The 21,176-nt window shown below is 59.7% G+C and carries 18 protein-coding genes; 9 read left to right on the forward strand and 9 right to left on the reverse strand.

The features are described from left to right. Positions 1–123: 123 nt before the first annotated feature. The 3 genes from pstA to AB4O01_RS19855 form a co-directional block, all read right to left on the reverse strand. Positions 124–1,794 (reverse strand): phosphate ABC transporter permease PstA, encoded by a 1,671-nt coding sequence (pstA, locus tag AB4O01_RS19845; protein WP_093429625.1) that lies wholly within the window; start codon positions 1,792–1,794, stop codon positions 124–126. A gap of 16 nt (positions 1,795–1,810) precedes the next feature. After that, positions 1,811–3,844, reverse strand: a complete 2,034-nt coding sequence (locus AB4O01_RS19850) for an ABC transporter permease subunit (protein WP_460092294.1) — start codon at positions 3,842–3,844, stop codon at positions 1,811–1,813. Between the two features lie 422 nt (positions 3,845–4,266). Continuing rightward, positions 4,267–5,268 (reverse strand): phosphate ABC transporter substrate-binding protein PstS, encoded by a 1,002-nt coding sequence (locus AB4O01_RS19855; protein ID WP_054048327.1) that lies wholly within the window; start codon positions 5,266–5,268, stop codon positions 4,267–4,269. Between the two features lie 187 nt (positions 5,269–5,455). Here AB4O01_RS19855 and AB4O01_RS19860 point away from each other — a divergent pair, with 187 nt between their 5' ends. Both AB4O01_RS19860 and AB4O01_RS19865 read left to right on the forward strand, forming a co-directional pair. Next, positions 5,456–6,514, forward strand: coding sequence for a helix-turn-helix domain-containing protein (locus AB4O01_RS19860; RefSeq protein WP_250605632.1), 1,059 nt, complete (start codon positions 5,456–5,458; stop codon positions 6,512–6,514). Beyond that, a complete protein-coding gene (locus AB4O01_RS19865; RefSeq protein ID WP_460089308.1) occupies positions 6,511–6,846 on the forward strand; it encodes a PIN domain-containing protein in 336 nt (111 codons plus the stop codon). Before AB4O01_RS19860 ends, AB4O01_RS19865 begins: the two co-directional genes overlap by 4 nt. 171 nt (positions 6,847–7,017) lie before the next feature. Here AB4O01_RS19865 and AB4O01_RS19870 read toward each other — a convergent pair whose 3' ends face one another. Continuing rightward, positions 7,018–8,316 (reverse strand): MFS transporter, encoded by a 1,299-nt coding sequence (locus tag AB4O01_RS19870; RefSeq protein WP_093429623.1) that lies wholly within the window; start codon positions 8,314–8,316, stop codon positions 7,018–7,020. A 376-nt stretch (positions 8,317–8,692) separates the two neighbouring features. Here AB4O01_RS19870 and AB4O01_RS19875 point away from each other — a divergent pair, with 376 nt between their 5' ends. Both AB4O01_RS19875 and AB4O01_RS19880 read left to right on the forward strand, forming a co-directional pair. Then, positions 8,693–9,097: an acyl-CoA thioesterase gene (locus AB4O01_RS19875; protein WP_003229628.1), complete on the forward strand. Its 405-nt coding sequence runs from the start codon at positions 8,693–8,695 to the stop codon at positions 9,095–9,097. A gap of 57 nt (positions 9,098–9,154) precedes the next feature. After that, positions 9,155–10,054, forward strand: a complete 900-nt coding sequence (locus AB4O01_RS19880; RefSeq protein WP_257356625.1) for a D-hexose-6-phosphate mutarotase — start codon at positions 9,155–9,157, stop codon at positions 10,052–10,054. Positions 10,055–10,179: 125 nt separating this feature from the next. Here AB4O01_RS19880 and AB4O01_RS19885 read toward each other — a convergent pair whose 3' ends face one another. From AB4O01_RS19885 to AB4O01_RS19905, 5 genes are all read right to left on the reverse strand, one after another. Beyond that, the gene (locus tag AB4O01_RS19885; RefSeq protein WP_007920225.1) at positions 10,180–10,716 is read right to left on the reverse strand and encodes a DUF3299 domain-containing protein; all 537 of its coding nucleotides are present in this window, start codon (positions 10,714–10,716) and stop codon (positions 10,180–10,182) included. Between the two features lie 93 nt (positions 10,717–10,809). Beyond that, positions 10,810–11,055 carry a GlsB/YeaQ/YmgE family stress response membrane protein gene (locus AB4O01_RS19890; RefSeq protein ID WP_003229635.1) on the reverse strand — a complete coding sequence of 82 codons (246 nt, stop codon included), beginning with the start codon at positions 11,053–11,055 and terminating at the stop codon, positions 10,810–10,812. A 110-nt stretch (positions 11,056–11,165) separates the two neighbouring features. After that, on the reverse strand, positions 11,166–12,248 hold the full coding sequence (locus tag AB4O01_RS19895; RefSeq protein WP_047596872.1) for a 5-(carboxyamino)imidazole ribonucleotide synthase: 1,083 nt from the start codon (positions 12,246–12,248) through the stop codon (positions 11,166–11,168). A gap of 10 nt (positions 12,249–12,258) precedes the next feature. Continuing rightward, positions 12,259–12,750 (reverse strand): 5-(carboxyamino)imidazole ribonucleotide mutase, encoded by a 492-nt coding sequence (gene purE, locus AB4O01_RS19900; protein ID WP_085579114.1) that lies wholly within the window; start codon positions 12,748–12,750, stop codon positions 12,259–12,261. 331 nt (positions 12,751–13,081) lie between these two features. Further along, positions 13,082–13,990 carry a LysR substrate-binding domain-containing protein gene (locus AB4O01_RS19905; protein ID WP_093429621.1) on the reverse strand — a complete coding sequence of 303 codons (909 nt, stop codon included), beginning with the start codon at positions 13,988–13,990 and terminating at the stop codon, positions 13,082–13,084. Positions 13,991–14,170: 180 nt separating this feature from the next. Here AB4O01_RS19905 and aspA point away from each other — a divergent pair, with 180 nt between their 5' ends. The 5 genes from aspA to AB4O01_RS19930 all read left to right on the forward strand — a co-directional run bounded on the left by aspA (position 14,171) and on the right by AB4O01_RS19930 (position 21,074). Further along, positions 14,171–15,595 (forward strand): aspartate ammonia-lyase, encoded by a 1,425-nt coding sequence (gene aspA, locus AB4O01_RS19910; protein ID WP_095049638.1) that lies wholly within the window; start codon positions 14,171–14,173, stop codon positions 15,593–15,595. A gap of 463 nt (positions 15,596–16,058) precedes the next feature. Next, complete coding sequence (locus AB4O01_RS19915; protein ID WP_093429619.1) at positions 16,059–17,507, forward strand: alanine/glycine:cation symporter family protein; 1,449 nt, start codon at positions 16,059–16,061, stop codon at positions 17,505–17,507. Positions 17,508–17,678: 171 nt separating this feature from the next. Further along, positions 17,679–18,683: an asparaginase gene (locus AB4O01_RS19920; protein WP_460089310.1), complete on the forward strand. Its 1,005-nt coding sequence runs from the start codon at positions 17,679–17,681 to the stop codon at positions 18,681–18,683. A gap of 248 nt (positions 18,684–18,931) precedes the next feature. Continuing rightward, entirely contained in the window at positions 18,932–19,924 is a 993-nt protein-coding gene (locus AB4O01_RS19925) for an AraC family transcriptional regulator (RefSeq protein ID WP_116254211.1), read from the forward strand. A gap of 124 nt (positions 19,925–20,048) precedes the next feature. Continuing rightward, a complete protein-coding gene (locus tag AB4O01_RS19930) occupies positions 20,049–21,074 on the forward strand; it encodes a histone deacetylase family protein (RefSeq protein WP_093429616.1) in 1,026 nt (341 codons plus the stop codon). Positions 21,075–21,176 lie beyond the last annotated feature (102 nt).

The following is a 21,176-nucleotide window of genomic DNA, read 5'->3' on the forward strand; positions in this document are numbered from 1 at the left end:
GCAGCTTCCATCAATATTGCGGCGGTCGCGATTCAATGTGGGAGCGAGCTTGCTCGCGAAGGGGCCCTCACGGCCGCCAAAAGCTTCGCGAGCAAGCTCGCTCCCACAGGGTTCGCGTCGTCCTTAGCTATCCAGTGCTTTGTATTTTTCGCGCAGGTGGTTGCGGATATACACCGCCGACAGGTTCAACGTCGCGATCACCAGTACCAGCAACAGCGCCGTGGCATACACCAGCGGACGCGCCGCTTCGACGTTCGGGCTCTGGAAGCCGACGTCATAGATGTGGAAGCCCAAGTGCATGATCTTCTGATCCAGGTGCAGGTACGGGTAGTTACCGTCCACCGGCAGCGACGGCGCCAGTTTCACCACACCCACCAGCATCAGCGGCGCCACTTCACCGGCGGCGCGGGCCACGGCGAGGATCATGCCGGTCATCATTGCCGGGCTGGCCATCGGGATGACGATCTTCCACAAGGTTTCAGCCTTGGTCGCGCCGAGGGCCAACGAGCCTTCACGCACGGTACGCGGAATACGTGCCAGACCTTCTTCAGTCGCGACGATCACCACCGGCACCGCCAGCAGCGCCAGGGTCAGCGAGGCCCAGAGCAGACCCGGTGTACCGAAGGTCGGCGCCGGCAGTGCTTCGGGGAAGAACAAACGGTCGACCGAACCACCGAGTACGTAAACGAAGAAGCCCAGACCGAACACGCCGTAAACGATCGCCGGAACACCGGCGAGGTTGTTCACCGCGATACGGATGATCCGCGTCAGGGTGTTCTGCTTGGCGTATTCACGCAGGTACACCGCCGCCAGCACACCAAACGGGGTGACGATCATCGCCATGATCAGGGTCATCATCACGGTGCCGAAGATCGCCGGGAAGATCCCGCCTTCGGTGTTCGCTTCACGCGGGTCGTCCGAGAGGAATTCCCAGATCTTGCTGAAGTAGAAACCGAGCTTGGTGAAGGTGCTCATCGCGTTCGGCTGGTAAGCGTGAACCACTTTGCCCAGGCCGATTTCAATCTCTTTGCCGTTGGCGTCACGTGCGGTCAAGGCATCACGGTTGAACTGCGCATGCAGATCGGCCAGACGTGCTTCGATGTCCTGATAACGCGCATTCAGCTCGGCACGCTCGGACTCCATGTCCGCCTGCGCGGTGGCGTCGAGCTTGCCTTCCAGTTCCAGTTTTCGACCGTGCAGACGGATGCGTTCGAGCCCTGCGTTGATTGCACCGATGTCGGTCTTTTCCAACGACTTCAGTTGCGCCGCCAGACCGTTCACACGGTTGATCCGCGCTTGCAACTCTGGCCATGCCGCCTCGCCTTCGGCGATGACTTTGCCGTCCTGTTTGACGTTGACCAGGTAGCCGTAGAAGTTGCCCCACTCGCGACGTTCGATCGCCATCAACTCGGGAGGCGTCGTCTGGTTGGTCAGCCACTCGCCGACGATCCAGGTAAAGTCGTTGCCGTTCAGGTCACGGTTGCCGACCTTGATCAGCTCACGGGTCATGAATTCCGGACCTGCATCAGGCACCGGCAAACCGGCGCTCTTCAGACGGGCACGGGGCACTTCTTCTTTCTGCACCACTTCACCGACGACCAGGTGATTGGCCTGACCCGGTACGTCGTAATTGGCGTGGACCAGGTCCGCCGGCCAAAAGTGACCCAGACCGCGCACGGCAATCACCGCCAGCAGGCCAATGGTCATGATGACCGCGATGGACACCGCGCCACCGCTGATCCAGACGCCCGGGGCGCCGCTCTTGAACCATCCTTTCAGGGAGTTCTGTTTCACAGACTTCTACCTTTGCTTAAAGCGACGAGTATTTCTTGCGCAGACGCTGACGAATCAGTTCTGCCAGGGTGTTCATGACGAAGGTGAACAACAGCAGCACCAGCGCCGAGAGGAACAGCACGCGGTAGTGGCTGCCGCCGACTTCCGACTCGGGCATTTCCACCGCGACGTTGGCGGCCAGGGTGCGCAGGCCTTCGAACAGGTTCATTTCCATGACCGGGGTGTTACCGGTGGCCATCAACACGATCATGGTTTCGCCGACCGCACGGCCCATGCCGATCATCAGCGCCGAGAAGATCCCCGGGCTGGCAGTCAGGATCACCACGCGGGTCATGGTCTGCCACGGCGTGGCACCCAGCGCCAGCGAGCCGAGGGTCAGGCCGCGCGGCACACTGAACACGGCGTCTTCAGCGATCGAGTAAATGTTCGGAATCACCGCGAAACCCATGGCCAGACCGACCACCAGAGCGTTGCGCTGGTCGTAGGTGATGCCCAGGTCGTGGGAGATCCACATGCGCATGTCACCGGCGAAGAACCAGTTTTCCATGAACGGGCTCATGTACAGCGACAACCAACCCACAAACAGGATCACCGGAATCAGCAGCGCACTTTCCCAACCGTCCGGGACTTTCAGGCGGATCGATTCAGGCAGGCGGCTGAAGGTGAAACCGGCGACCAGAATGCCGATAGGCAGCAACATCAACAGGCTGAAGATGCCCGGCAGATGCCCTTCGACATATGGCGCGAGGAACAGCCCGGCGAAGAAACCGAGGATCACCGTCGGCATCGCTTCCATCAGCTCGATCACCGGTTTGACCTTGCGGCGCATGCCCGGGGCCATGAAGTACGCGGTGTAGATCGCAGCGGCAACGGCCAGTGGAGCAGCGAGCAGCATGGCGTAGAACGCAGCTTTCAGAGTGCCGAAGGTCAGTGGCGACAGACTCAGTTTCGGTTCGAAATCGGTGTTGGCCGCGGTCGATTGCCAGACGTATTTAGGCTCGTCGTAGTTCTCGTACCAGACCTTGCTCCACAGCGCGCTCCAGGAAACTTCCGGGTGCGGGTTGTCGAGCAGTAATGGTTGCAGCTTGCCGCCGGCTTCGACGATCACGCGGTTGGCACGCGGCGACAGACCGAACAGGCCTTGACCTTCTACCACTTGATCGACCAGCAAGGTGCGATGCGCGGTGCTGTGGAACACGCCAAGCTTGCCGCTAGCATCCAGAGCAAGGAAGCCCTTGCGACGCTCTTCGGCAGTGATTTCAACGATCGGCGTGGTGCCCATCTGGAAAGTTCGAATCTGCTTCAGGCGCAGCTCACCATCGGTGTCACGGGCCATGAACCACTGGGCCAGACCACCCTTGGAGTCGCCGACGATCAGCGAGATACCACCGACCAGTTGCGTGGTCGCAGTGACTTCGGCGTCAGCGTTTTCCAGCAGTTTGTAGCGACCGTTGAGGCTCTTGTCGCGCAGGCTGAACACATCGGCCTGAGCGCGACCGTTGACCACGTACAGCCACTGCTGGCGCGGGTCGACGAAGATGTTTTTCACCGGCTCAGTCATTTGCGGCAGATCGATACGCTTCTGCTCGTTGGTGACTTCGCCAGTCATCATGTTTTCTTCGCTGGTCAGCGACAGCACGTTGAGTTGCGAACCGGTCGAACCGACCAGCATCAACGTCGTGTCGGTGGCGTTCAGGCTGACATGCTCCAGCGCGCCGCCGGCTTCGTTCAGCGCGATCGGCGTCTCGCCGTACGGATACTCGATGGCCGGGCTGATGGTTTTCTTGCCATCGGGGTAGCTGACTTTATAGGTGTGACGGAACACCAGCGCCTGACCGTTGGACAGACCCACGGCCACCAGCGGATGGCCCGGCTGATCTTCACCAATAGAAGTCACGGTTGCGCCGGCTGGCACTGGCAGATCGACGCGCTTCAGTTCAGCGCCACTGTCGATGTCAAAAAACAATGCCTGGCCCTTGTCGGAAACGCGCATGGCCACCTGATTCTGCTCTTCGAGCGAAATCATCAGCGGCTTGCCGGCGTCCTGCATCCAGGCTGGGGTGATCGAGTCTTTCGCAGTCAGGTCGGCACCCTGGAACAGCGGCGCCACCACGTAGGCGAGGAAGAAGAAGATCAGGGTGATGGCTGCCAGCACCGCGAGACCGCCAACGAGGACGTACCAGCGGGTGAAGCGATCCTTGAGCGCGCGAATGCGGCGCTTGCGTTGCAGCTCAGGCGTATTGAAATCAATGCGCTTGGGAGGATTAGTAGTCATGTGGGAATTGGCCAGATCATTCATGCGCTCACCCTAGCGATCCTGTATGACAGAAAGATGACAATGCAGTGACGCAGCAAATCCACCGCCAGCGGGACTGGCAGGGGATCAAAAATTTGAGGTGTGTAAAAGGCCGGTCTGCGCGCAGATCCGGCCTTTTACATGAGTCCGGTGGGGTTCACTCTGGACTCAATTTGTTACTTTTTTGCGACTTCAGCGCCGCCTTCCTGCAGACCCAGGTCAGCCAGTGCTTTTGCAGCAACCTTGGCTGGCAGTGGGATGTAGCCGTCTTTCACTACCACTTCCTGGCCCTGCTTCGACAGCACCAGTTTCACGAACTCAGCTTCCAGCGGAGCCAAAGGCTTGTTCGGGGCTTTGTTGACGTACACGTAGAGGAAACGCGACAGCGGGTACTTGCCGTTCAGGGCGTTTTCTTCGCTGTCTTCGATGAACTCGGTGCTGCCCTTCTTCGACAGAGCAACGGTCTTCACGCTAGCGGTCTTGTAGCCGATGCCCGAGTAACCGATGCCGTTCAGCGAGGAGCTGATCGACTGCACAACCGACGCCGAACCTGGTTGTTCGTTGACGTTTGGTTTGTAGTCGCCTTTGCACAGGGCTTCTTCTTTGAAGTAGCCGTAGGTGCCGGATACCGAGTTACGGCCGAACAGTTGCACTGGCTTGTTGGCCAGGTCGCCGGTCACGCCCAGGTCGCCCCAGGTTTTCACGTCGGTTTTGGCGCCGCACAGGCGGGTGGACGAGAAGATCGCGTCAACCTGTTCCATGGTCAGGTGCTGGATCGGGTTGTCCTTGTGCACGAACACTGCCAGGGCATCCACGGCAACCGGAATAGCGGTTGGCTTGTAGCCATACTTCTGCTCGAAGGCCGCCAGTTCTGTGTCCTTCATCTTGCGGCTCATCGGGCCCAGGTTGGAGGTGCCTTCAGTCAGCGCAGGTGGCGCAGTGGCGGAGCCAGCGGCCTGAATCTGGATGTTTACGTTCGGGTATTCTTTTTTGTAGTTCTCAGCCCAGAGGGTCATGAGGTTGGCCAGGGTATCGGAACCGACGCTGGACAGGTTGCCCGACACACCAGTGGTCTTGGTGTAGCTCGGGATAGCAGGGTCAACAGCGGCGAACGCGTTGGCAGTCGCAACGCCAGCAGCGACAAAAGTCATTGCCGCCATCAAACGCTTCAGTTTCATGCCTTACTCCTAGCAGATAGGGTGTGTTAAGTCGGGGCCAAGTATCAGCAGGCCGTGTGAACACTCTATGGCTGAAATATGACAATTGGATGAAAGGCCAGCATGGGCCTCGTCTTAAAAAAGGAAACTCTCGTCAGGTTGACAAATCACTAGCAGAAGATAGCCTTGTCAACCACGAGAGGACACCATGATAAACGACCGAATTCGCCGCGCACGCCTGCAACGAGGACTAACCCTTGATGCTCTGGCCATCCAGCTCGGCGACATAACCAAACAAGCATTGAGCAAATATGAGAAGGGGTTGAGCACCCCTAACTCCACTCGCCTGCTGCAATTAGCTAAAGCACTGCAGGTCAATCCTGAGTACTTTTTCCGTGCAGAAGCGGTCCCGTTGGCGCCTCTGGAATTTCGTAAGCTGGCCAGGATGCCTAAATATCGCCAAGCCCAAGTAGAAGAAAAAATTCGAGAGCACCTCGAGCGATACATCGCCCTAGAGGAATGTTTCGATCCCGCAGACATCCACACTCCTGTCACTCCCGCGCAAATGATTGCAGTTTCCTCTCTTGAAGAAGCCGAGCTAGCAGCTGAGGAGCTTCGCCAATTCTGGGGAATCGGCACTGACCCCATTGCCAACCTCACCGAACAGCTAGAAGAGCACAGCATCAAGGTTGCAATGCTCAATGGCCCAGACGATTTCGATGGCGCCTGCGCTACCACCGGCGACGGCGAGCATGTCCTAATTGCGTTGAATGCTGATCGCCCAGGCGAACGAATCAGGTTTACTGCCGCCCATGAGCTCGGTCATTGGGTCATGGCATTACCAGAGGAGATGCCTGAAAAGGATAAAGAGAACTGCTGCCACCGTTTCGCGGGGGCATTTCTGTATCCCGCCAAAAGCGTTACTAGCGATTTCGGCAGCCATCCTCGCACTAGGGTTCATCCACAGGAACTACTGATTGCGAAGCGGCAATACGGTATATCGATGCACGCAGCCCTGAGGCGACTGAAGGATCTGAAGCTACTCAGCGAAGGTGGTTATAAATCCCTCACTATCCAATTCAGTGCCAAAGGTTGGCGAAAGTCAGAACCTGAACCGATGCCGTGCAAACCGCCGCAAAGGTTTGAGTCATTAGCATTTTGGGCGCTGGCGGAGGGGCTGATCACCAAATCTCGGGCTGCCGAACTCTTGCGAAGGCCAGTAAAAACCTTGGACCCGAGTTTCTTGGGCTCACTGGAGAGTGCATGAGTCTTATCTACATCAGTGATACGAATATCTGGATCGATTTCAGAAATGCCGGATTACTGGAGCAGATGTTTAGATTGCCTTTCACTTTGTGCTGCACTGACTTCGTGATGCAGGAACTTGAAGACTTCCCCCACGACGAATTGCTCGACCAAGGTCTGATTATCGAGTCGCTTGATGAAGCCAGTGTAATGCGTTTATACGGCTTGCGAGTCGAGCACAACAACAGCTCGCTGGCTGATGTTTCCTGTTACCTTCTGGCACAGGAAACACGCCGCCCTTTACTAACTGGAGATGGTAGGTTGAGGCGCCAGGCACAACGAGACGGGCTCTAGGTACACGGCGCTTTGTGGCTATTAGACTTAATGGTTGAACACCAAGTAATCGAAGAGCCGCATGCTGCGGTCGCCTTAGCTCACATGCTTGAGCATGGAGCTCGACTCCCAACAAGCGAGTGTGAAACAAGGCTCTTGCGCTGGCGAGAGCCCTAGATAGCTGAACTTGGATCAACGCCCTTTCTTCCAGAGCCAGGCCCCGACCAGAATCCCCATCGCGCACAGCACCGCCACATAGTAGGCAGGCCCCATCGCGCTTTCTTTCAGCAGCAGGCTGACCACCATCGGCGTCAACCCGCCGAAGATCGCGTAAGCCACGTTGTACGAGAACGACAATCCACTAAAGCGCACCACCGGCGGGAACGCCTTGACCATCACGTACGGCACCGCACCAATGGTGCCAACCAGAAAACCGGTCAGCGCATACAGCGGGAACAGCCAGTTCGGGTGATCGGCGAGGCTGTGATAGAAGGTCCATGAGCTGATCAGCAAACCCAGGCAACCGAAGACGAATACCCGGCCGGCCCCAAAGCGATCCGCCAGTGCGCCGGAAATGATGCAGCCGATGCTCAGGAACACAATCGCCAGACTGTTCGATTGCAACGACTCGGTCGGCGAGAAGTGATAGACCGTTTGCAGCACGGTCGGGGTCATCAGGATCACCACAACGATCCCGGCCGACAGCAACCAGGTCAGCAGCATCGAGATCGCAATCGCCCCGCGATGATCACGCAGCACTGCCCGTAGAGGCACTTCTTCAGCCAAGGCTTTACGCAGTTGCAGCTCGGCGAATACCGGGGTTTCGTGCAGCCAGCGGCGCAAGTAAACCGAGAACAGGCCGAACACACCGCCCAGCAGGAATGGAATACGCCAGGCGTAATCGGATACTTCCGCCGGCGTATAAATGCTGTTGATCGCGGTGGCGACCAGCGAGCCGAGCAAAATGCCGGCGGTCAGGCCGCTGGTGAGGGTGCCGCAGGCGTAACCCATGTGCTTTTGCGGTACGTGTTCGGAAACGAAGACCCACGCGCCCGGCACTTCACCGCCAATCGCCGCGCCCTGAATGACCCGCATTAATAGAAGAAGGATCGGCGCCCACAGGCCGATCTGCGCGTAGGTTGGCAGCAGACCCATGATCAGGGTCGGCACGGCCATCATGAAAATGCTCAGGGTGAACATCTTCTTGCGCCCCAGCAGGTCGCCGAAGTGCGCCATGACGATGCCGCCCAGCGGTCGCGCCAGATAGCCGGCGGCGAAAATGCCGAAGGTCTGCATCAGGCGCAGCCACTCGGGCATGTCGGCGGGGAAGAACAGCTTGCCGACCACGGTGGCGAAGAAAACGAAGATGATGAAATCGTAGAACTCCAGCGCGCCACCGAGGGCGGACAGCGACAGAGTCTTGTAGTCATTGCGGGTTAACGGTCGTGCGGGTTGCTCGGGCTGCGCGAGGCTCGAAGGCGCTGTGGTCATGGCAAGGGCTTCTCTTATAGTCGGATCTGCCGCCACAACAACGCTGGCGGTGGCTTGGGCAGGTTCGGCACCATAGCAAATTGTTCGAAAAAGCACATAGAGGTGCGTATTTGACGGTCGAAATGAGAACCGGATGGTCGTCGCGGAGTCTACCGACCGATATACTCGCAACCTGCTCCGGTTTGTAGGGGGTTGCTGTGCGAAAACGTCGTTGGCCCGGCCTTTGCTCGGGATTAGCCGGTTTCGCAGAGTTTCTCCTTAGGCGCCTGATGGAAAACGTGACGAACGTAGTATGTTCGGTGCTGAATCGTTTTTCCCGAAGACGGCTACCACCAGCAATACCAACGAAGAGTCACGGGTCAGAGGCACCCCCGGCATGATAGAGCTCGAACAAGAAGATCCGATCCCGCAAGGCGACCTGGCCCTGCAAATCACCGCACTCCCACGCGAAACCAACGGCTTTGGCGATATTTTCGGCGGCTGGCTGGTGGCACAGATGGATTTGGCCGGCACCGCAATGGCCAGCCGTGTCGCTGGCGGACGCGTCGCCACCGTCGCCATCGACCGCATGGCGTTTCTCGTGCCTGTGGCTGTCGGCGCGCAATTGTCCTTTTATACCCAGACCCTGGAAATCGGCCGCAGCTCGATCCAGATGATGGTCGAAGTGTGGAGCGACGACCCGTTGTCCAGCGAGTGGCGTAAAGTCACCGAAGCGGTCTTCGTCTTCGTCGCCATCGACGGCAGCGGTCGCACTCGCTCGGTTCCACCACGCGCGCGTTAAACATCGTCGCCGTTTTACGGTCGATAGTTGTCCTTGTTACTGATCGAGAGCTGTCCCATGAACACGCCCAACGTTGAAGCAGTGAAACTGGATGAACTGAACTGCTGGCGTATCCGCCACGGTCAGGCCGAAGTGCTGGTGGCCCAGCAAGGCGCGCACATCCTCAGTTATCAGATCGATGGCCAGCCGCCGATCATCTGGCTCAACGACAAGGCCGAGTTCAAGACCGGCAAAAGCATCCGCGCCGGTGTACCGGTGTGCTGGCCGTGGTTCGGCAAGTTCGAGCGTAACCCGCAGAGCGTGCAGGCCATGTTTACCGGTGAGCAACCGGCACCCGCGCACGGTCTGGTGCGGGCGATGGATTGGGAGCTGGGCGGCATCGAATCGGAGGCTGACGGCGTCAAGGTCGAATTCAAGCTGCCCTACCCCGAAGGTGGCCTGCCGGGCTGGCCACATCAGGTCGATCTGACCCTGACCCTGCATTTGTCCGAGCAACTGAGTTTCAGCCTGACCAGCCATAACCGTGGCAGTGACAGCGTCAGCCTGAGCCAGGCGCTGCACACTTACTTCGCGGTCAGTGACGTGCGCAATGTGCATGTCGATGGCGTGGATGGTTTGAATTACATCGAGACGCTGGATGACTGGAAAACCACCAGTCAGCAAGGTGCTCTGCATTTTGCCGGAGAGACCGACCGCATCTACCTCGATGCTCCGCCACAGCTGAGCATTGTCGATCCAACGTGGGAACGACGCATTGTGCTGACGGCTACCGGTTCGCGCACGGCGGTGATCTGGAACCCGTGGATCGACCGTGCCGCCGCGCTGGCCGACATGGATAACGATGGCTGGCAGCGCATGCTGTGCATCGAGACGGCGAATGTGATGGATGACGTGGTTACGCTGGCACCGGGTGCGAGCCATACCATGGGTGTTAGCGTCGGCAGCCAACCGCTTTAAGACGCGCCGCAATACGAAATGTGGGAGCGAGCTTGCTCGCGAAGGCGTTGTATCAGTCAACATTCAAATGTCTGACACACCGCTTTCGCGAGCAGTCTCGCTCCCACAATTGTTTTGTATAGGTCCTACAGATCAGATTCCTGCACCACCCGCACCTTGTCCGCTTCCAGCGCATACGCCGCATCGGCCAGATCATTGCTGACCTTCTCGACCTTCAGCGTGCCGGTCACCCACAGCGGCGTGTAGATATCGTCCAGCTTCAAGCCTTTCGGATAACGCACCAGCACCAGTTGATTCGGTGGCGGTGGCGGCACATGGATGCACGCGCCCGGGTACGGCACGAGGAAGAACAGCGTGCTGCGACCCTTGGCGTCGGATTCCAGCGGCACCGGATAACCACCGATGCGGATGTGCTTGTCGTTCATCGACGCCACGGTTTTGGTCGAATACATCACTGCCGGCAGACCTTTGGCCTGCTTCATCCCGCCCTTCTCGGTGAAGGTGCCGGTGGCTTCCGGGGAGTTGTGGTCGATTTCTGGCATGGCCTCGAGGGCCTTTTGGTCCGACTTGGGCATCAGTTCGAGCCAGTCGGTTTCCGGCAGTTCGCCGGCGTGGGCCAAACCGCTACCCAGGAAAAGGAGAGTCAACAAAAGACGGCGCATGAAGGTGCTCGGTATAGAAAGGAAAGAACAGTAAATCGCCGAGCATTCTAGCCCTCCCGGCCACTTTGGCAGAGAGGGCTTTGTCGCTTTGGATCAGTTCTTTTTGATCAGGCCGTAGATCACCAGCAACACGATCGCGCCGACCAGTGCGCCGATGAAGCCTGCGCCCTGACCTGCCTGATAGATGCCCAAGGCCTGGCCGCCGTAGGTGGCTGCCAGCGAACCGCCGATACCGAGCAGGATGGTCATGATCCAGCCCATGCTGTCATCGCCCGGTTTCAGGAACCGCGCCAGCAGGCCGACGATCAAGCCGATAAAGATGGTTCCGATAATTCCCATGGCATTTCCCTCTGAATAGTAGATATGCGAAGCCTAGTCAGACTTTAGCATCCTGCCATCAGAGAACGGCGGCACCTGAATGGTTCCGCCGCTGGCACATGAAACTGTCGTTACTCAGCGATCAACGCTTCGACCTTGACGATCTGCGCCTGCAGCGTGGCCATGTCGGCGCAGCGCAGGTTGGCGTGACCGACCTTGCGCCCGGCCTTGAAGGCCTTGCCGTAGTGATGCAGATGGCAGTCTTCGATAGCGATGACTTTCTCAACCGGCGGTACAACACCGATGAAGTTAAGCATCGCGCTCTCGCCGACTTTGGCCGTCGAGCCCAGCGGCAGGCCGGCAACGGCGCGCAGATGGTTTTCGAACTGGCTGCACTCGGCGCCTTCGGTGGTCCAGTGCCCGGAGTTGTGCACGCGCGGGGCGATTTCGTTGGCCTTGAGGCCACCGTCGACTTCAAAGAACTCGAACGCCATGACGCCGACGTAGTCGAGTTGCTTGAGCACGCGGCTCGAGTAGTCTTCGGCCAGCGCCTGCAACGGGTGATCGGTACTGGCCACCGACAGCTTGAGGATGCCGCTGTCGTGGGTGTTGTGCACCAGAGGATAGAACTTCGTTTCACCATCGCGGGCACGCACGGCGATCAGCGAGACTTCACCGGTGAACGGCACGAAGCCTTCCAGCAGGCAGGCAACGCTGCCCAGCTCGGCGAAAGTGCCGACCACGTCTTCCGGCTTGCGCAGGACTTTCTGGCCCTTGCCGTCATAACCCAGGGTGCGGGTTTTCAGCACGGCCGGCAGACCGATCGAAGCCACCGCAGCGTCCAGATCGGCTTGCGACTGAATGTCAGCGAAAGCCGGAGTCGGGATGCCCAGGTCCTTGAACATGCTCTTTTCGAACCAGCGGTCGCGAGCGATGCGCAGGGCTTCGGCACTCGGGTAGACCGGGACGAATTGCGACAGGAATGCCACGGTTTCGGCCGGGACGCTTTCGAACTCGAAGGTCACCAGATCGACTTCATCGGCGAGTTGGCGCAGATGATCCTGATCGCCGTAATCGGCCCGCAGGTGTTCGCCCAGCGCAGCGGCGCAAGCGTCCGGCGCAGGGTCGAGAAAAGCGAAGTTCATGCCCAGCGGCGTACCCGCCAGAGCCAACATGCGACCCAACTGGCCGCCACCGATTACACCGATCTTCATCTCAACAACCTCAGGCAATACGTGGGTCTGGATTGTCCAGGACGCTGTCTGTCTGCTCGGCACGGAAGGTTTTCAGTACCGCGTGGAACTGCGGATGCTTGGCGCCGAGGATGCTCGCCGAGAGCAGGGCAGCGTTGATCGCGCCGGCCTTGCCGATGGCCAGGGTGGCGACCGGAACGCCCGCTGGCATCTGCACGATCGACAGCAGCGAGTCGACGCCAGAGAGCATGGCCGACTGCACCGGCACACCCAGCACCGGCAGGTGGGTCTTGGCCGCACACATGCCTGGCAGGTGGGCCGCGCCACCGGCTCCGGCGATGATCACCTCGATGCCACGACCTTCAGCCTCTTCGGCGTACTGGAACAGCAGATCCGGGGTGCGGTGGGCAGAGACCACTTTGACCTCGTACGGGATGCCGAGCTTTTCCAGCATATCGGCGGTGTGGCTAAGGGTGGACCAATCGGACTTGGAGCCCATGATCACGCCAACCAGTGCACTCATCGTCGCGCCTCTTCTCTCTGGAGCGCCCGCAGGCGCGTCATAAAACAACAAGCCACGCAGGTTGCGTGGCTTGATTGTACGAAAAATGGCCGGACGTGCCGGCCGAAGGCCGCGCAGTATACCGCAAAGAAAGCAATAAACAGCCCCCCGCACGACCATCTGTCATCTGCCGCAAATGCCCGGTTTTATTGACTTGAAGGTCAGCGACAGAACACCGCAAATCCCCTGTAGGAGTGAGCCTGCTCGCGATGGCGGTGTATCAGTCACATCATCGTTGAATGTGCAGACGCTATCGCGAGCAGGCTCACTCCTACAAGGGGGCCGCGTAGGCTCAGGAAGCTTGGGCGGCGCCGCCTTCTAGCTTGCGCCACAGCAGGCGTACGTTGGCTTTGCGTACCAAGGCGCAGCGGTAGAGGCGAATTTCCAGCGGCACATGCCATTGCGGGCCGCCGCAGACCACCAGCTCGCCACGAGCCAGCTCAGCACGCACGCTCAATTGCGGTACCCAGGCGATACCCAGGCCTTCCAGTGCCATGCTTTTCAGACTGTCAGCCATCGCCGTTTCGTAAATAGTGGTGAAACGCAGCTGACGCTGACGCAGCAAACCATTCACCGAACGCCCGAGAAACGCACCGGCGCTATACGCCAGCAACGGCACGCTCGCATCACCTTCGAGATCGAACAGGGGCTTGCCCTCGGCATCCGCCGCACACACAGGGAGCATTTCCGTCTGGCCCAAATGCAATGAAGGGAAAATCTCCGGGTCCATCTGCATTGCCGCATCCGGATCGTAGAACGCCAGCATCAAATCACAGCCACCTTCGCGCAACGCATGCACCGCATCGCCGACGTTGGTTGCAACCAATCGGGTGGCGATGTTCAACCCTTCATTACGCAGCTGCGCGATCCAGCGCGGGAAGAAACCCAGCGCCAAGGAGTGAGCGGCAGCGACCTGCATCACTTCGCCCTGCCCGCCTTCCAGATGATGCAGATGGCGCAGCACTTCACCGAGCTGCTCGACCACGGTGCGCGCGGTCACCAGAAACAACTGCCCCGCTGCCGTCAGTTCGATCGGCGTGCGCGAGCGGTTGACCAGAGTCAGCCCCAGCGCAGCCTCCAGACTGCGAATCCGTCGGCTGAACGCCGGCTGGGTCACGAAGCGCCGTTCGGCCGCCTGCGAAAAGCTGCGGGTGGCGGCCAGAGCACTGAAGTCCTCGAGCCATTTGCTTTCCAGATTCATCACGTCCTCCAGGACACGCACCAAAACAGGTCACACGTCTGCCGCGCACGCGGCGTCACACGGGCATTATGCCGAATGTGCATAGGGCAGTGCTGAACAGCATTGGCCCAAAATTTCCCACAAGCCTAGCATTCGCAGCGTTCCGGCACAGACCGGGTCCATATCGAGATGATTTCTATCATGTCCTCCGCTGCATCTTTCCGCACAGAAAACGACCTGCTTGGCGCCCTCGAAGTACCGGCTCAAGCGTATTACGGCATCCAGACCCTGCGAGCGGTGAACAACTTCCGTCTCTCCGGCGTTCCGATTTCGCATTACCCGAAACTGGTTGTCGGCCTGGCGATGGTCAAACAGGCCGCCGCTGACGCCAACCGCGAGTTGGGTCACCTGAGCGAAGCCAAGCACGCTGCCATCAGCGAAGCCTGTGCCCGATTGATCCGCGGTGATTTCCACGAAGAGTTCGTGGTCGACATGATTCAAGGTGGCGCCGGTACTTCCACCAACATGAACGCCAACGAAGTGATCGCCAACATTGCTCTGGAAGCAATGGGTCACCAGAAAGGCGAGTACCAGTACCTGCACCCGAACGACGACGTCAACATGGCGCAGTCGACCAACGACGCCTACCCAACGGCGATCCGCCTGGGTCTGCTGCTCGGTCACGACACCCTGCTGGCCAGCCTCGACAGCCTGATTCAGGCGTTCGCGGCCAAGGGCAAAGAATTCGATCACGTCCTGAAAATGGGCCGTACCCAGCTGCAAGATGCCGTGCCGATGACCCTCGGCCAGGAATTCCGCGCGTTCGCCACCACCATGGGCGAAGACCTGGCGCGTCTGAAGTCGCTGGCCCCGGAACTGCTGACTGAAGTGAACCTGGGCGGCACCGCGATCGGTACCGGCATCAACGCCGACCCGCGTTATCAAGCGCTGGCTGTACAGCGTCTGGCCCTGATCAGCGGTCAACCGGTAGTGCCGGCGGCCGACCTGATCGAAGCGACTTCCGACATGGGCGCCTTCGTGCTGTTCTCCGGCATGCTCAAGCGCACCGCGGTCAAACTGTCGAAGATCTGCAACGACCTGCGCCTGCTGTCCAGCGGCCCACGCACCGGCATCAACGAAATCAACCTGCCAGCGCGTCAGCCAGGCAGCTCGATCATGCCCGGCAAGGTCAACCCGGTAATCCCGGAAGCCGTGAATCAGGTGGCGTTCCAGGTCATCGGTAACGACCTTGCGCTGACCATGGCAGCCGAAGGCGGCCAACTGCAGTTGAACGTGATGGAGCCACTGATCGCCTTCAAGATCTTCGACTCGATCCGCCTGCTGCAACGCGCCATGGACATGCTGCGCGAGCACTGCATCGTCGGCATCACCGCCAACGAAGCGCGCTGCCGCGAACTGGTCGAGCACTCGATCGGTCTGGTCACCGCACTGAACCCGTACATCGGCTACAAAAACGCCACCCGTATTGCCGGCCTCGCCCTTGAAAGCGGCCGCGGCGTACTGGAACTGGTGCGCGAAGAAGGTCTGCTCGACGAAGCCATGCTCGCCGACATTCTGCGCCCGGAAAACATGATTGCTCCGCGTCTGGTTCCGCTTAAAGCCTGAGCCGACACGTAGTTTGTAGCACCGCTCACCAGGTCGAGGGACTAGACACCTCTCACCTTTTGAGGGCTTGGGGATTTGTCCCCAAGCCCTTTTTTTTAACTTTCTGACCCTGAGACCCGTATGTCTGGGGACTGAACAATGGGGGAGTCCGCTCCCACAAAAAAGCAGTTCCCACACAAGCCCGGCGCCGGTAACGCCGGGTGTTTCACAGCTTCGTTTCGTCGCTTGCACCACAACCGTGCAGACGGGCGCCGCACTGATCGGTATAGTGCCGCCCCTCTTCGCGTGAGCGGTCGTCGGTAACGAGGCCACAACCCATGCGAAACCCGAACTAATAACAAACCCGCGAAATGGATCCGGGACGAAACCATCGCCTCACCTGTCGTGCCGTGCGCACACCGGTGTAACACGATATTTCTACCATCCAGCATTTGCTCACACAAAAAACAGCGAGGAAAAATCCATGCTCGAAGTCATCAACGACTTCCTCTCAGGGAAAGTACTGATCGTGCTCATTGTCGGGCTCGGTAGCTACTTCACGATTCGCTCGCGTTTCGTTCAATTGCGGCACTTCTTCCACATGTTCGCGGTGTTCCGCGACAGCCTCAAAGGCAGCGCCGGGCAACTCAGCTCGTTCCAGGCCCTGATGCTCAGCCTTGCCGGCCGTGTCGGTGCAGGCAACATCGCCGGTGTCGGCATCGCCGTGACCCTGGGCGGTCCAGGTGCGGTCTTCTGGATGTGGGTGACCGCACTGGTCGGCATGTCCAGCAGCTTCTTCGAATGCACCCTGGCCCAAGTCTACAAGCGCGCCGATGGCGACGGCCTGTACCGTGGCGGTCCGGCTTACTACATCCAGCACGGCCTGAAACTCAAAGGCATGGCGGTGGTGTTCTCGGTCCTGCTGCTGGTCACCTACGGCTTTGCCTTCATTGGCCTGCAGTCCTACACCGTGACTCACTCGCTGCAGAACGCCTTTGAATTCAACCCACAACACACCGGTATCGTCCTGGCAGTGTTGCTGGCCATCACCTTCATCGGCGGCATCAAGCGCATCGCCTCGGTGTCCGACCTGCTGGTACCGATCAAGACCCTCGCCTATATCGGCGTGACCCTGTACGTGATCGGTACTCAGATCGAACACGTACCAGCCATGCTGGAAACCATCTTCAAGAGCGCCTTCGGCCTCGACCCGGCCTTTGGTGGCCTGCTCGGCAGCGCCATTGTCATGGGCGTGAAGCGTGGCGTGTTCGCCAACGAAGCAGGCCTGGGCAGTGCGCCGAACGTCGCCGCCGTGGCTGCCGTGAAGCACCCGGGTGCCCAGGGCGTGGTTCAGGCCTTCAGCGTGTTCCTCGACACCTTCGTGATTTGCACCTGCACCGCGCTGCTGATTCTGCTGTCGGGCTTCTACACCCCGGGCTTCGAAGGTGACGGCATCGTCCTGACCCAGAACTCGCTGGCCGCTGTGGTCGGTGACTGGGGTCGCATGTTCGTCAGCGTCGCGCTGTCGCTGTTCGTCTTCACTTGCATCCTCTACAACTACTACCTGGGCGAAAACAGCCTGCAGTTCCTCACCCGCAACCGCGCCGCGCTGATGATTTTCCGCGGCCTGGTGCTGGCGCTGGTGGTATGGGGTTCGATGCAGGACCTGTCGACCGTGTTCGCCTTCGCTGACATCACCATGACCTGCCTGGCCTTCGTCAACCTGATGGCCCTGGCCATGCTGTTCAAGGTCGGCATGCGAGTCATGCGCGACTACGACGAGCAGCGCCGCGCCGGCGTTAAACAGCCCGTTTTCGACTCCAGCAAATTTACCGATCTGGATCTCGACCTGCAGGCCTGGCCGACCAACCCGTCTGCCGCTGCCGGCAAGACCGAAGCCGAGCCGCAAGGCGTGCCTGCAGCGCAACGCTGACAGGTGAATGACGGGCGCATCCCCTGCGCTCGTCAGTTATTGTGATGCAATAACTTGTAGGAGCGAGCCTGCTCGCGATAGCTGTCTTTCAGCCAACACCAATGTTGAATGATGAACCGCTATCGCGAGCAGGCTCACTCCTACAATGTCATCTCTTGTGGAGACCCTCAGATGATTGCCAATTCCTACCCAGCCGCCCAACACGTCATGGTGCTCTACACCGGTGGCACCATCGGCATGCAGGCCAGCGCCAACGGTCTGGCCCCGGCATCCGGTTTCGAAGCGCGGATGCGCGACTACCTGCACAGTCAGCCTGAGCTCGTTGTGCCGCAGTGGCGTTTCCGGGAAATGTCGCCGCTGATCGACAGCGCCAACATGACCCCGGCCTATTGGCAGCAACTGCGTGAAGCGGTGGTCGATGCCGTGGATGTGCAAGGCTGCGACAGCGTACTGATCCTGCACGGCACCGACACCCTGGCTTACAGTGCGGCGGCGATGAGCTTCCAGTTACTGGGGCTGAATGCTCGCGTGTGTTTCACCGGCTCCATGCTGCCGGCCGGTGTTACCGACAGCGATGCCTGGGAAAACCTCGGCGGCGCACTGGTCGCCCTCGGCGAAGGCCTGACGCCCGGTGTGCATCTGTACTTCCACGGTGAGCTACTGGCGCCAACCCGTTGCGCGAAGGTGCGCAGCTTCGGCCGTCATCCGTTCAAACGACTTGAGCGGCAGGGCGGCGGCGTGAAAGCGCCTTCGATTCCAGCGTCGTTGAACTACAACCAGCCGAAGCAACTGGCCAAGGTTGCCGTGCTGCCACTGTTCCCCGGCATCAGCGCCGAAGTCCTCGATGGTCTGCTCGCCAGCGGCATTCAGGGTCTGGTGCTGGAGTGCTACGGCAGCGGTACAGGGCCGAGCGACAACCCTGAGTTTCTGGCAAGCCTTGGCCGTGCGCGGGATAACGGTGTGGTGGTGGTTGCCGTGACGCAATGCCATGAAGGCGGCGTTGAGCTGGATGTTTACGAGGCTGGCAGTCGATTGCGCGGTGTAGGCGTGTTGTCCGGTGGTGGCATGACTCGTGAGGCGGCGTTCGGCAAGTTGCATGGCCTGCTCGGTGCTGGGCTTGAAACTCAAGAAGTGCGCCGACTGATCGAACTGGATCTGTGTGGTGAGCTGCTCTGAGCATAACTCTGGATCGGCCCTCACCCTAGCCCTCTCCCGGAGGGAGAGGGAACTGACCGAGTTGTTTTTCGCTGTCCGTCGACCTGATAAACCGTGTCGATCGTGGATTCGGCAGAGATGTATCACGTCGATGGATCTCGCCAATATCCCCCAATCGGCCCCCTCTACCTTTGGGAGAGGGTTGGGGTGAGGGGCTGCTGCGGCATGCAACTTGCTGCATTCCAGCCATCCTCAGGCTGGAAGATCTTATGCTCCACTCCCACCTCACCACCCTCAACGCCGTCTCGCTAATCCTCAACACCTTCAAAGCCGAAGGCCTGTCGAGCGAAGCGTTGCTGGCCGGCAGCGGCATCAGTGCGGCGGATCTCAGCCGGGCCGACACGCGCATCACCACCAATCAGGAGATGCAGGTTTGCGCCAATGCGGTCGCGCTTAAGCACGACATCGGTCTGGAACTGGGCCGGCGCATGCACGTTTCCTGCTACGGCATCCTTGGCTATGCCTTGCTGACCTGTGCCACCTTCGGTGACGCTTTGCGTCTGGCGATCCGTTATCCGGCGCTGTTGGGAACACTTTTCGAACTGAGTCTGGAGGACGATGGCGAACGCGTCTGGTTCGTCGCTGCCGATTATCGCGAGAGCCCGGCGATGGCGGTGTTCAATGCCGAGTTCTGCCTGGTGTCGCTGAAAGTCATTTGTGATGACCTGCTCGGGCATCCGCTACCCTTGCTCGCCACGCGCTTCGAACACGCCGCACCGGATTACCGTGACAGTTATGCCGAGCACTTCGACAGCCCGCTGCACTTCGCCGCCAAGGACAACGCCTTCGCCTTCGACCGTCACTGGCTCGATCAACCGCTGCCGCTGGCCGATGCCATCACCCATCAAGCCATGGCCGAACGCTGCCGCAAGCAGAACCTTGAGTTCACCGGACGCCAAGCGTGGCTCGGGCGCATCCGCCAGTTGCTCAGCGCCCAACTGAACGCCGCGCCGGGGCTGGAAGGTCTGGCGCAACAGATGAAGTGCTCGCCACGCACTCTGCGCCGGCATCTCAAGGACATGGGCTGCAGCTATCAGGAATTGCTCGATGAACTGCGCTTCGAGCGAGCCAAGCAGATGTTGTGTGAGGATCAGTTGCCGATCTACCGCATCGCCGAGACCCTTGGCTTCAGTGAGACTGCGAGCTTTCGTCATGCCTTCGTGCGCTGGAGCGGCGTGGCGCCGAGCCAATTCCGGGCCTGAGGGGGCGAATTTCGGTCAGTGTTTTTGGCCATATCCATCCCCTTTTGGCCTTTCCTGCCGTTCTCCGATTCACCTTGCGCCGCAACACTGGGAGCAACCGAATCAGCCCTGCGGAGACCAACAAATGCTGACGATCTACTCGGACGATCACCACCTGCACCATGGCCGCTGCGAACTCATCGATGGCCAACTGAAGCCGTGCTTCGAGATGCCGTCGCGCGCCGACCATGTGCTGCAGCGCGTTAAAAACCAGAAGCTCGGCTCGGTCGAAGCGCCGAAGGATTTCGGTCTGGAGCCGATCGCCCGCATCCACAGCCGTGACTACCTCGACTTTTTCAAAGGCGCGTGGGCGCGCTGGACTGAATTCAATACCGACGGCGATCTGCTGCCCTACACCTGGCCGGCGCGCACTCTGCGTGCAATCAAACCGACCAGCCTGCACGGCCAGCTCGGTTATTACAGCTTCGATGGCGGCGCACCGATCACCGCCGGCACCTGGCAAGCGGCGTACAGCGCGGCGCAAGTGGCCCTGACCGCACAAGCGGAAATTCAGCGCGGCGCGCGCGCGGCCTTCGCCTTGTGCCGGCCACCGGGACACCACGCCGCCAGCGATTTGATGGGCGGTTATTGCTACCTCAACAACGCCGCCATCGCCGCACAAGCCTTTCTCGATCAGGGCCACAGGAAAGTCGCGATCCTCGACGTCGATTACCATCACGGCAACGGTACGCAGTCGATTTTCTATGAGCGCAGCGACGTGCTGTTCACCTCGATCCACGGCCACCCGGAAGCAGAATTTCCGTTTTTCCTCGGCTACGACGATGAGCGTGGCGAAGGCGCTGGGGAAGGCTTCAACTTCAACTATCCGCTAGCCGCCGGCTCCGGCTGGGACGTGTGGAGTGCGGCGCTGGATCAGGCCTGCGATGAGATCGATCGCTACGGCGCCGACATCATTGTCGTATCGCTCGGCGTCGACACCTTCAAGGATGACCCGATTTCGCAGTTCAAACTCGACAGCCCCGATTACCTGGCGATGGGCAAGCGCATCGCTGCACTCGGCAAACCGACATTGTTCGTCATGGAGGGCGGTTACGCTGTGGAGGAAATCGGCATCAACGCGGTGAACGTACTGGAAGGCTTCGAACGATAACCGGATTCCCGTCGCAATCGTAAACATCAGACCCGCCCAGGCGGGTCTTTTTTTGCCCGCAATATGTATGTACCGCACGTGCGCCGCCGCTCGCCGCTACCT

It is taken from the genome of Pseudomonas sp. S2_E02, assembly GCF_054668355.1.

Coding starts and splice junctions, on each gene's coding strand:
- AB4O01_RS19850 (WP_460092294.1), bottom strand. CDS start 3,844: ATGCAGGACGCCGGCAAGCCGCTGATGATTTCGCTCGAAGAGCAGAAT.
- AB4O01_RS19855 (WP_054048327.1), bottom strand. CDS start 5,268: ATGAAACTGAAGCGTTTGATGGCGGCAATGACTTTTGTCGCTGCTGGC.
- AB4O01_RS19860 (WP_250605632.1), top strand. CDS start 5,456: ATGATAAACGACCGAATTCGCCGCGCACGCCTGCAACGAGGACTAACC.
- AB4O01_RS19865 (WP_460089308.1), top strand. CDS start 6,511: ATGAGTCTTATCTACATCAGTGATACGAATATCTGGATCGATTTCAGA.
- AB4O01_RS19870 (WP_093429623.1), bottom strand. CDS start 8,316: ATGACCACAGCGCCTTCGAGCCTCGCGCAGCCCGAGCAACCCGCACGA.
- AB4O01_RS19875 (WP_003229628.1), top strand. CDS start 8,693: ATGATAGAGCTCGAACAAGAAGATCCGATCCCGCAAGGCGACCTGGCC.
- AB4O01_RS19880 (WP_257356625.1), top strand. CDS start 9,155: ATGAACACGCCCAACGTTGAAGCAGTGAAACTGGATGAACTGAACTGC.
- AB4O01_RS19885 (WP_007920225.1), bottom strand. CDS start 10,716: ATGCGCCGTCTTTTGTTGACTCTCCTTTTCCTGGGTAGCGGTTTGGCC.
- AB4O01_RS19890 (WP_003229635.1), bottom strand. CDS start 11,055: ATGGGAATTATCGGAACCATCTTTATCGGCTTGATCGTCGGCCTGCTG.
- AB4O01_RS19895 (WP_047596872.1), bottom strand. CDS start 12,248: ATGAAGATCGGTGTAATCGGTGGCGGCCAGTTGGGTCGCATGTTGGCT.
- purE (WP_085579114.1), bottom strand. CDS start 12,750: ATGAGTGCACTGGTTGGCGTGATCATGGGCTCCAAGTCCGATTGGTCC.
- AB4O01_RS19905 (WP_093429621.1), bottom strand. CDS start 13,990: ATGAATCTGGAAAGCAAATGGCTCGAGGACTTCAGTGCTCTGGCCGCC.
- aspA (WP_095049638.1), top strand. CDS start 14,171: ATGTCCTCCGCTGCATCTTTCCGCACAGAAAACGACCTGCTTGGCGCC.
- AB4O01_RS19915 (WP_093429619.1), top strand. CDS start 16,059: ATGCTCGAAGTCATCAACGACTTCCTCTCAGGGAAAGTACTGATCGTG.
- AB4O01_RS19920 (WP_460089310.1), top strand. CDS start 17,679: ATGATTGCCAATTCCTACCCAGCCGCCCAACACGTCATGGTGCTCTAC.
- AB4O01_RS19925 (WP_116254211.1), top strand. CDS start 18,932: ATGCTCCACTCCCACCTCACCACCCTCAACGCCGTCTCGCTAATCCTC.
- AB4O01_RS19930 (WP_093429616.1), top strand. CDS start 20,049: ATGCTGACGATCTACTCGGACGATCACCACCTGCACCATGGCCGCTGC.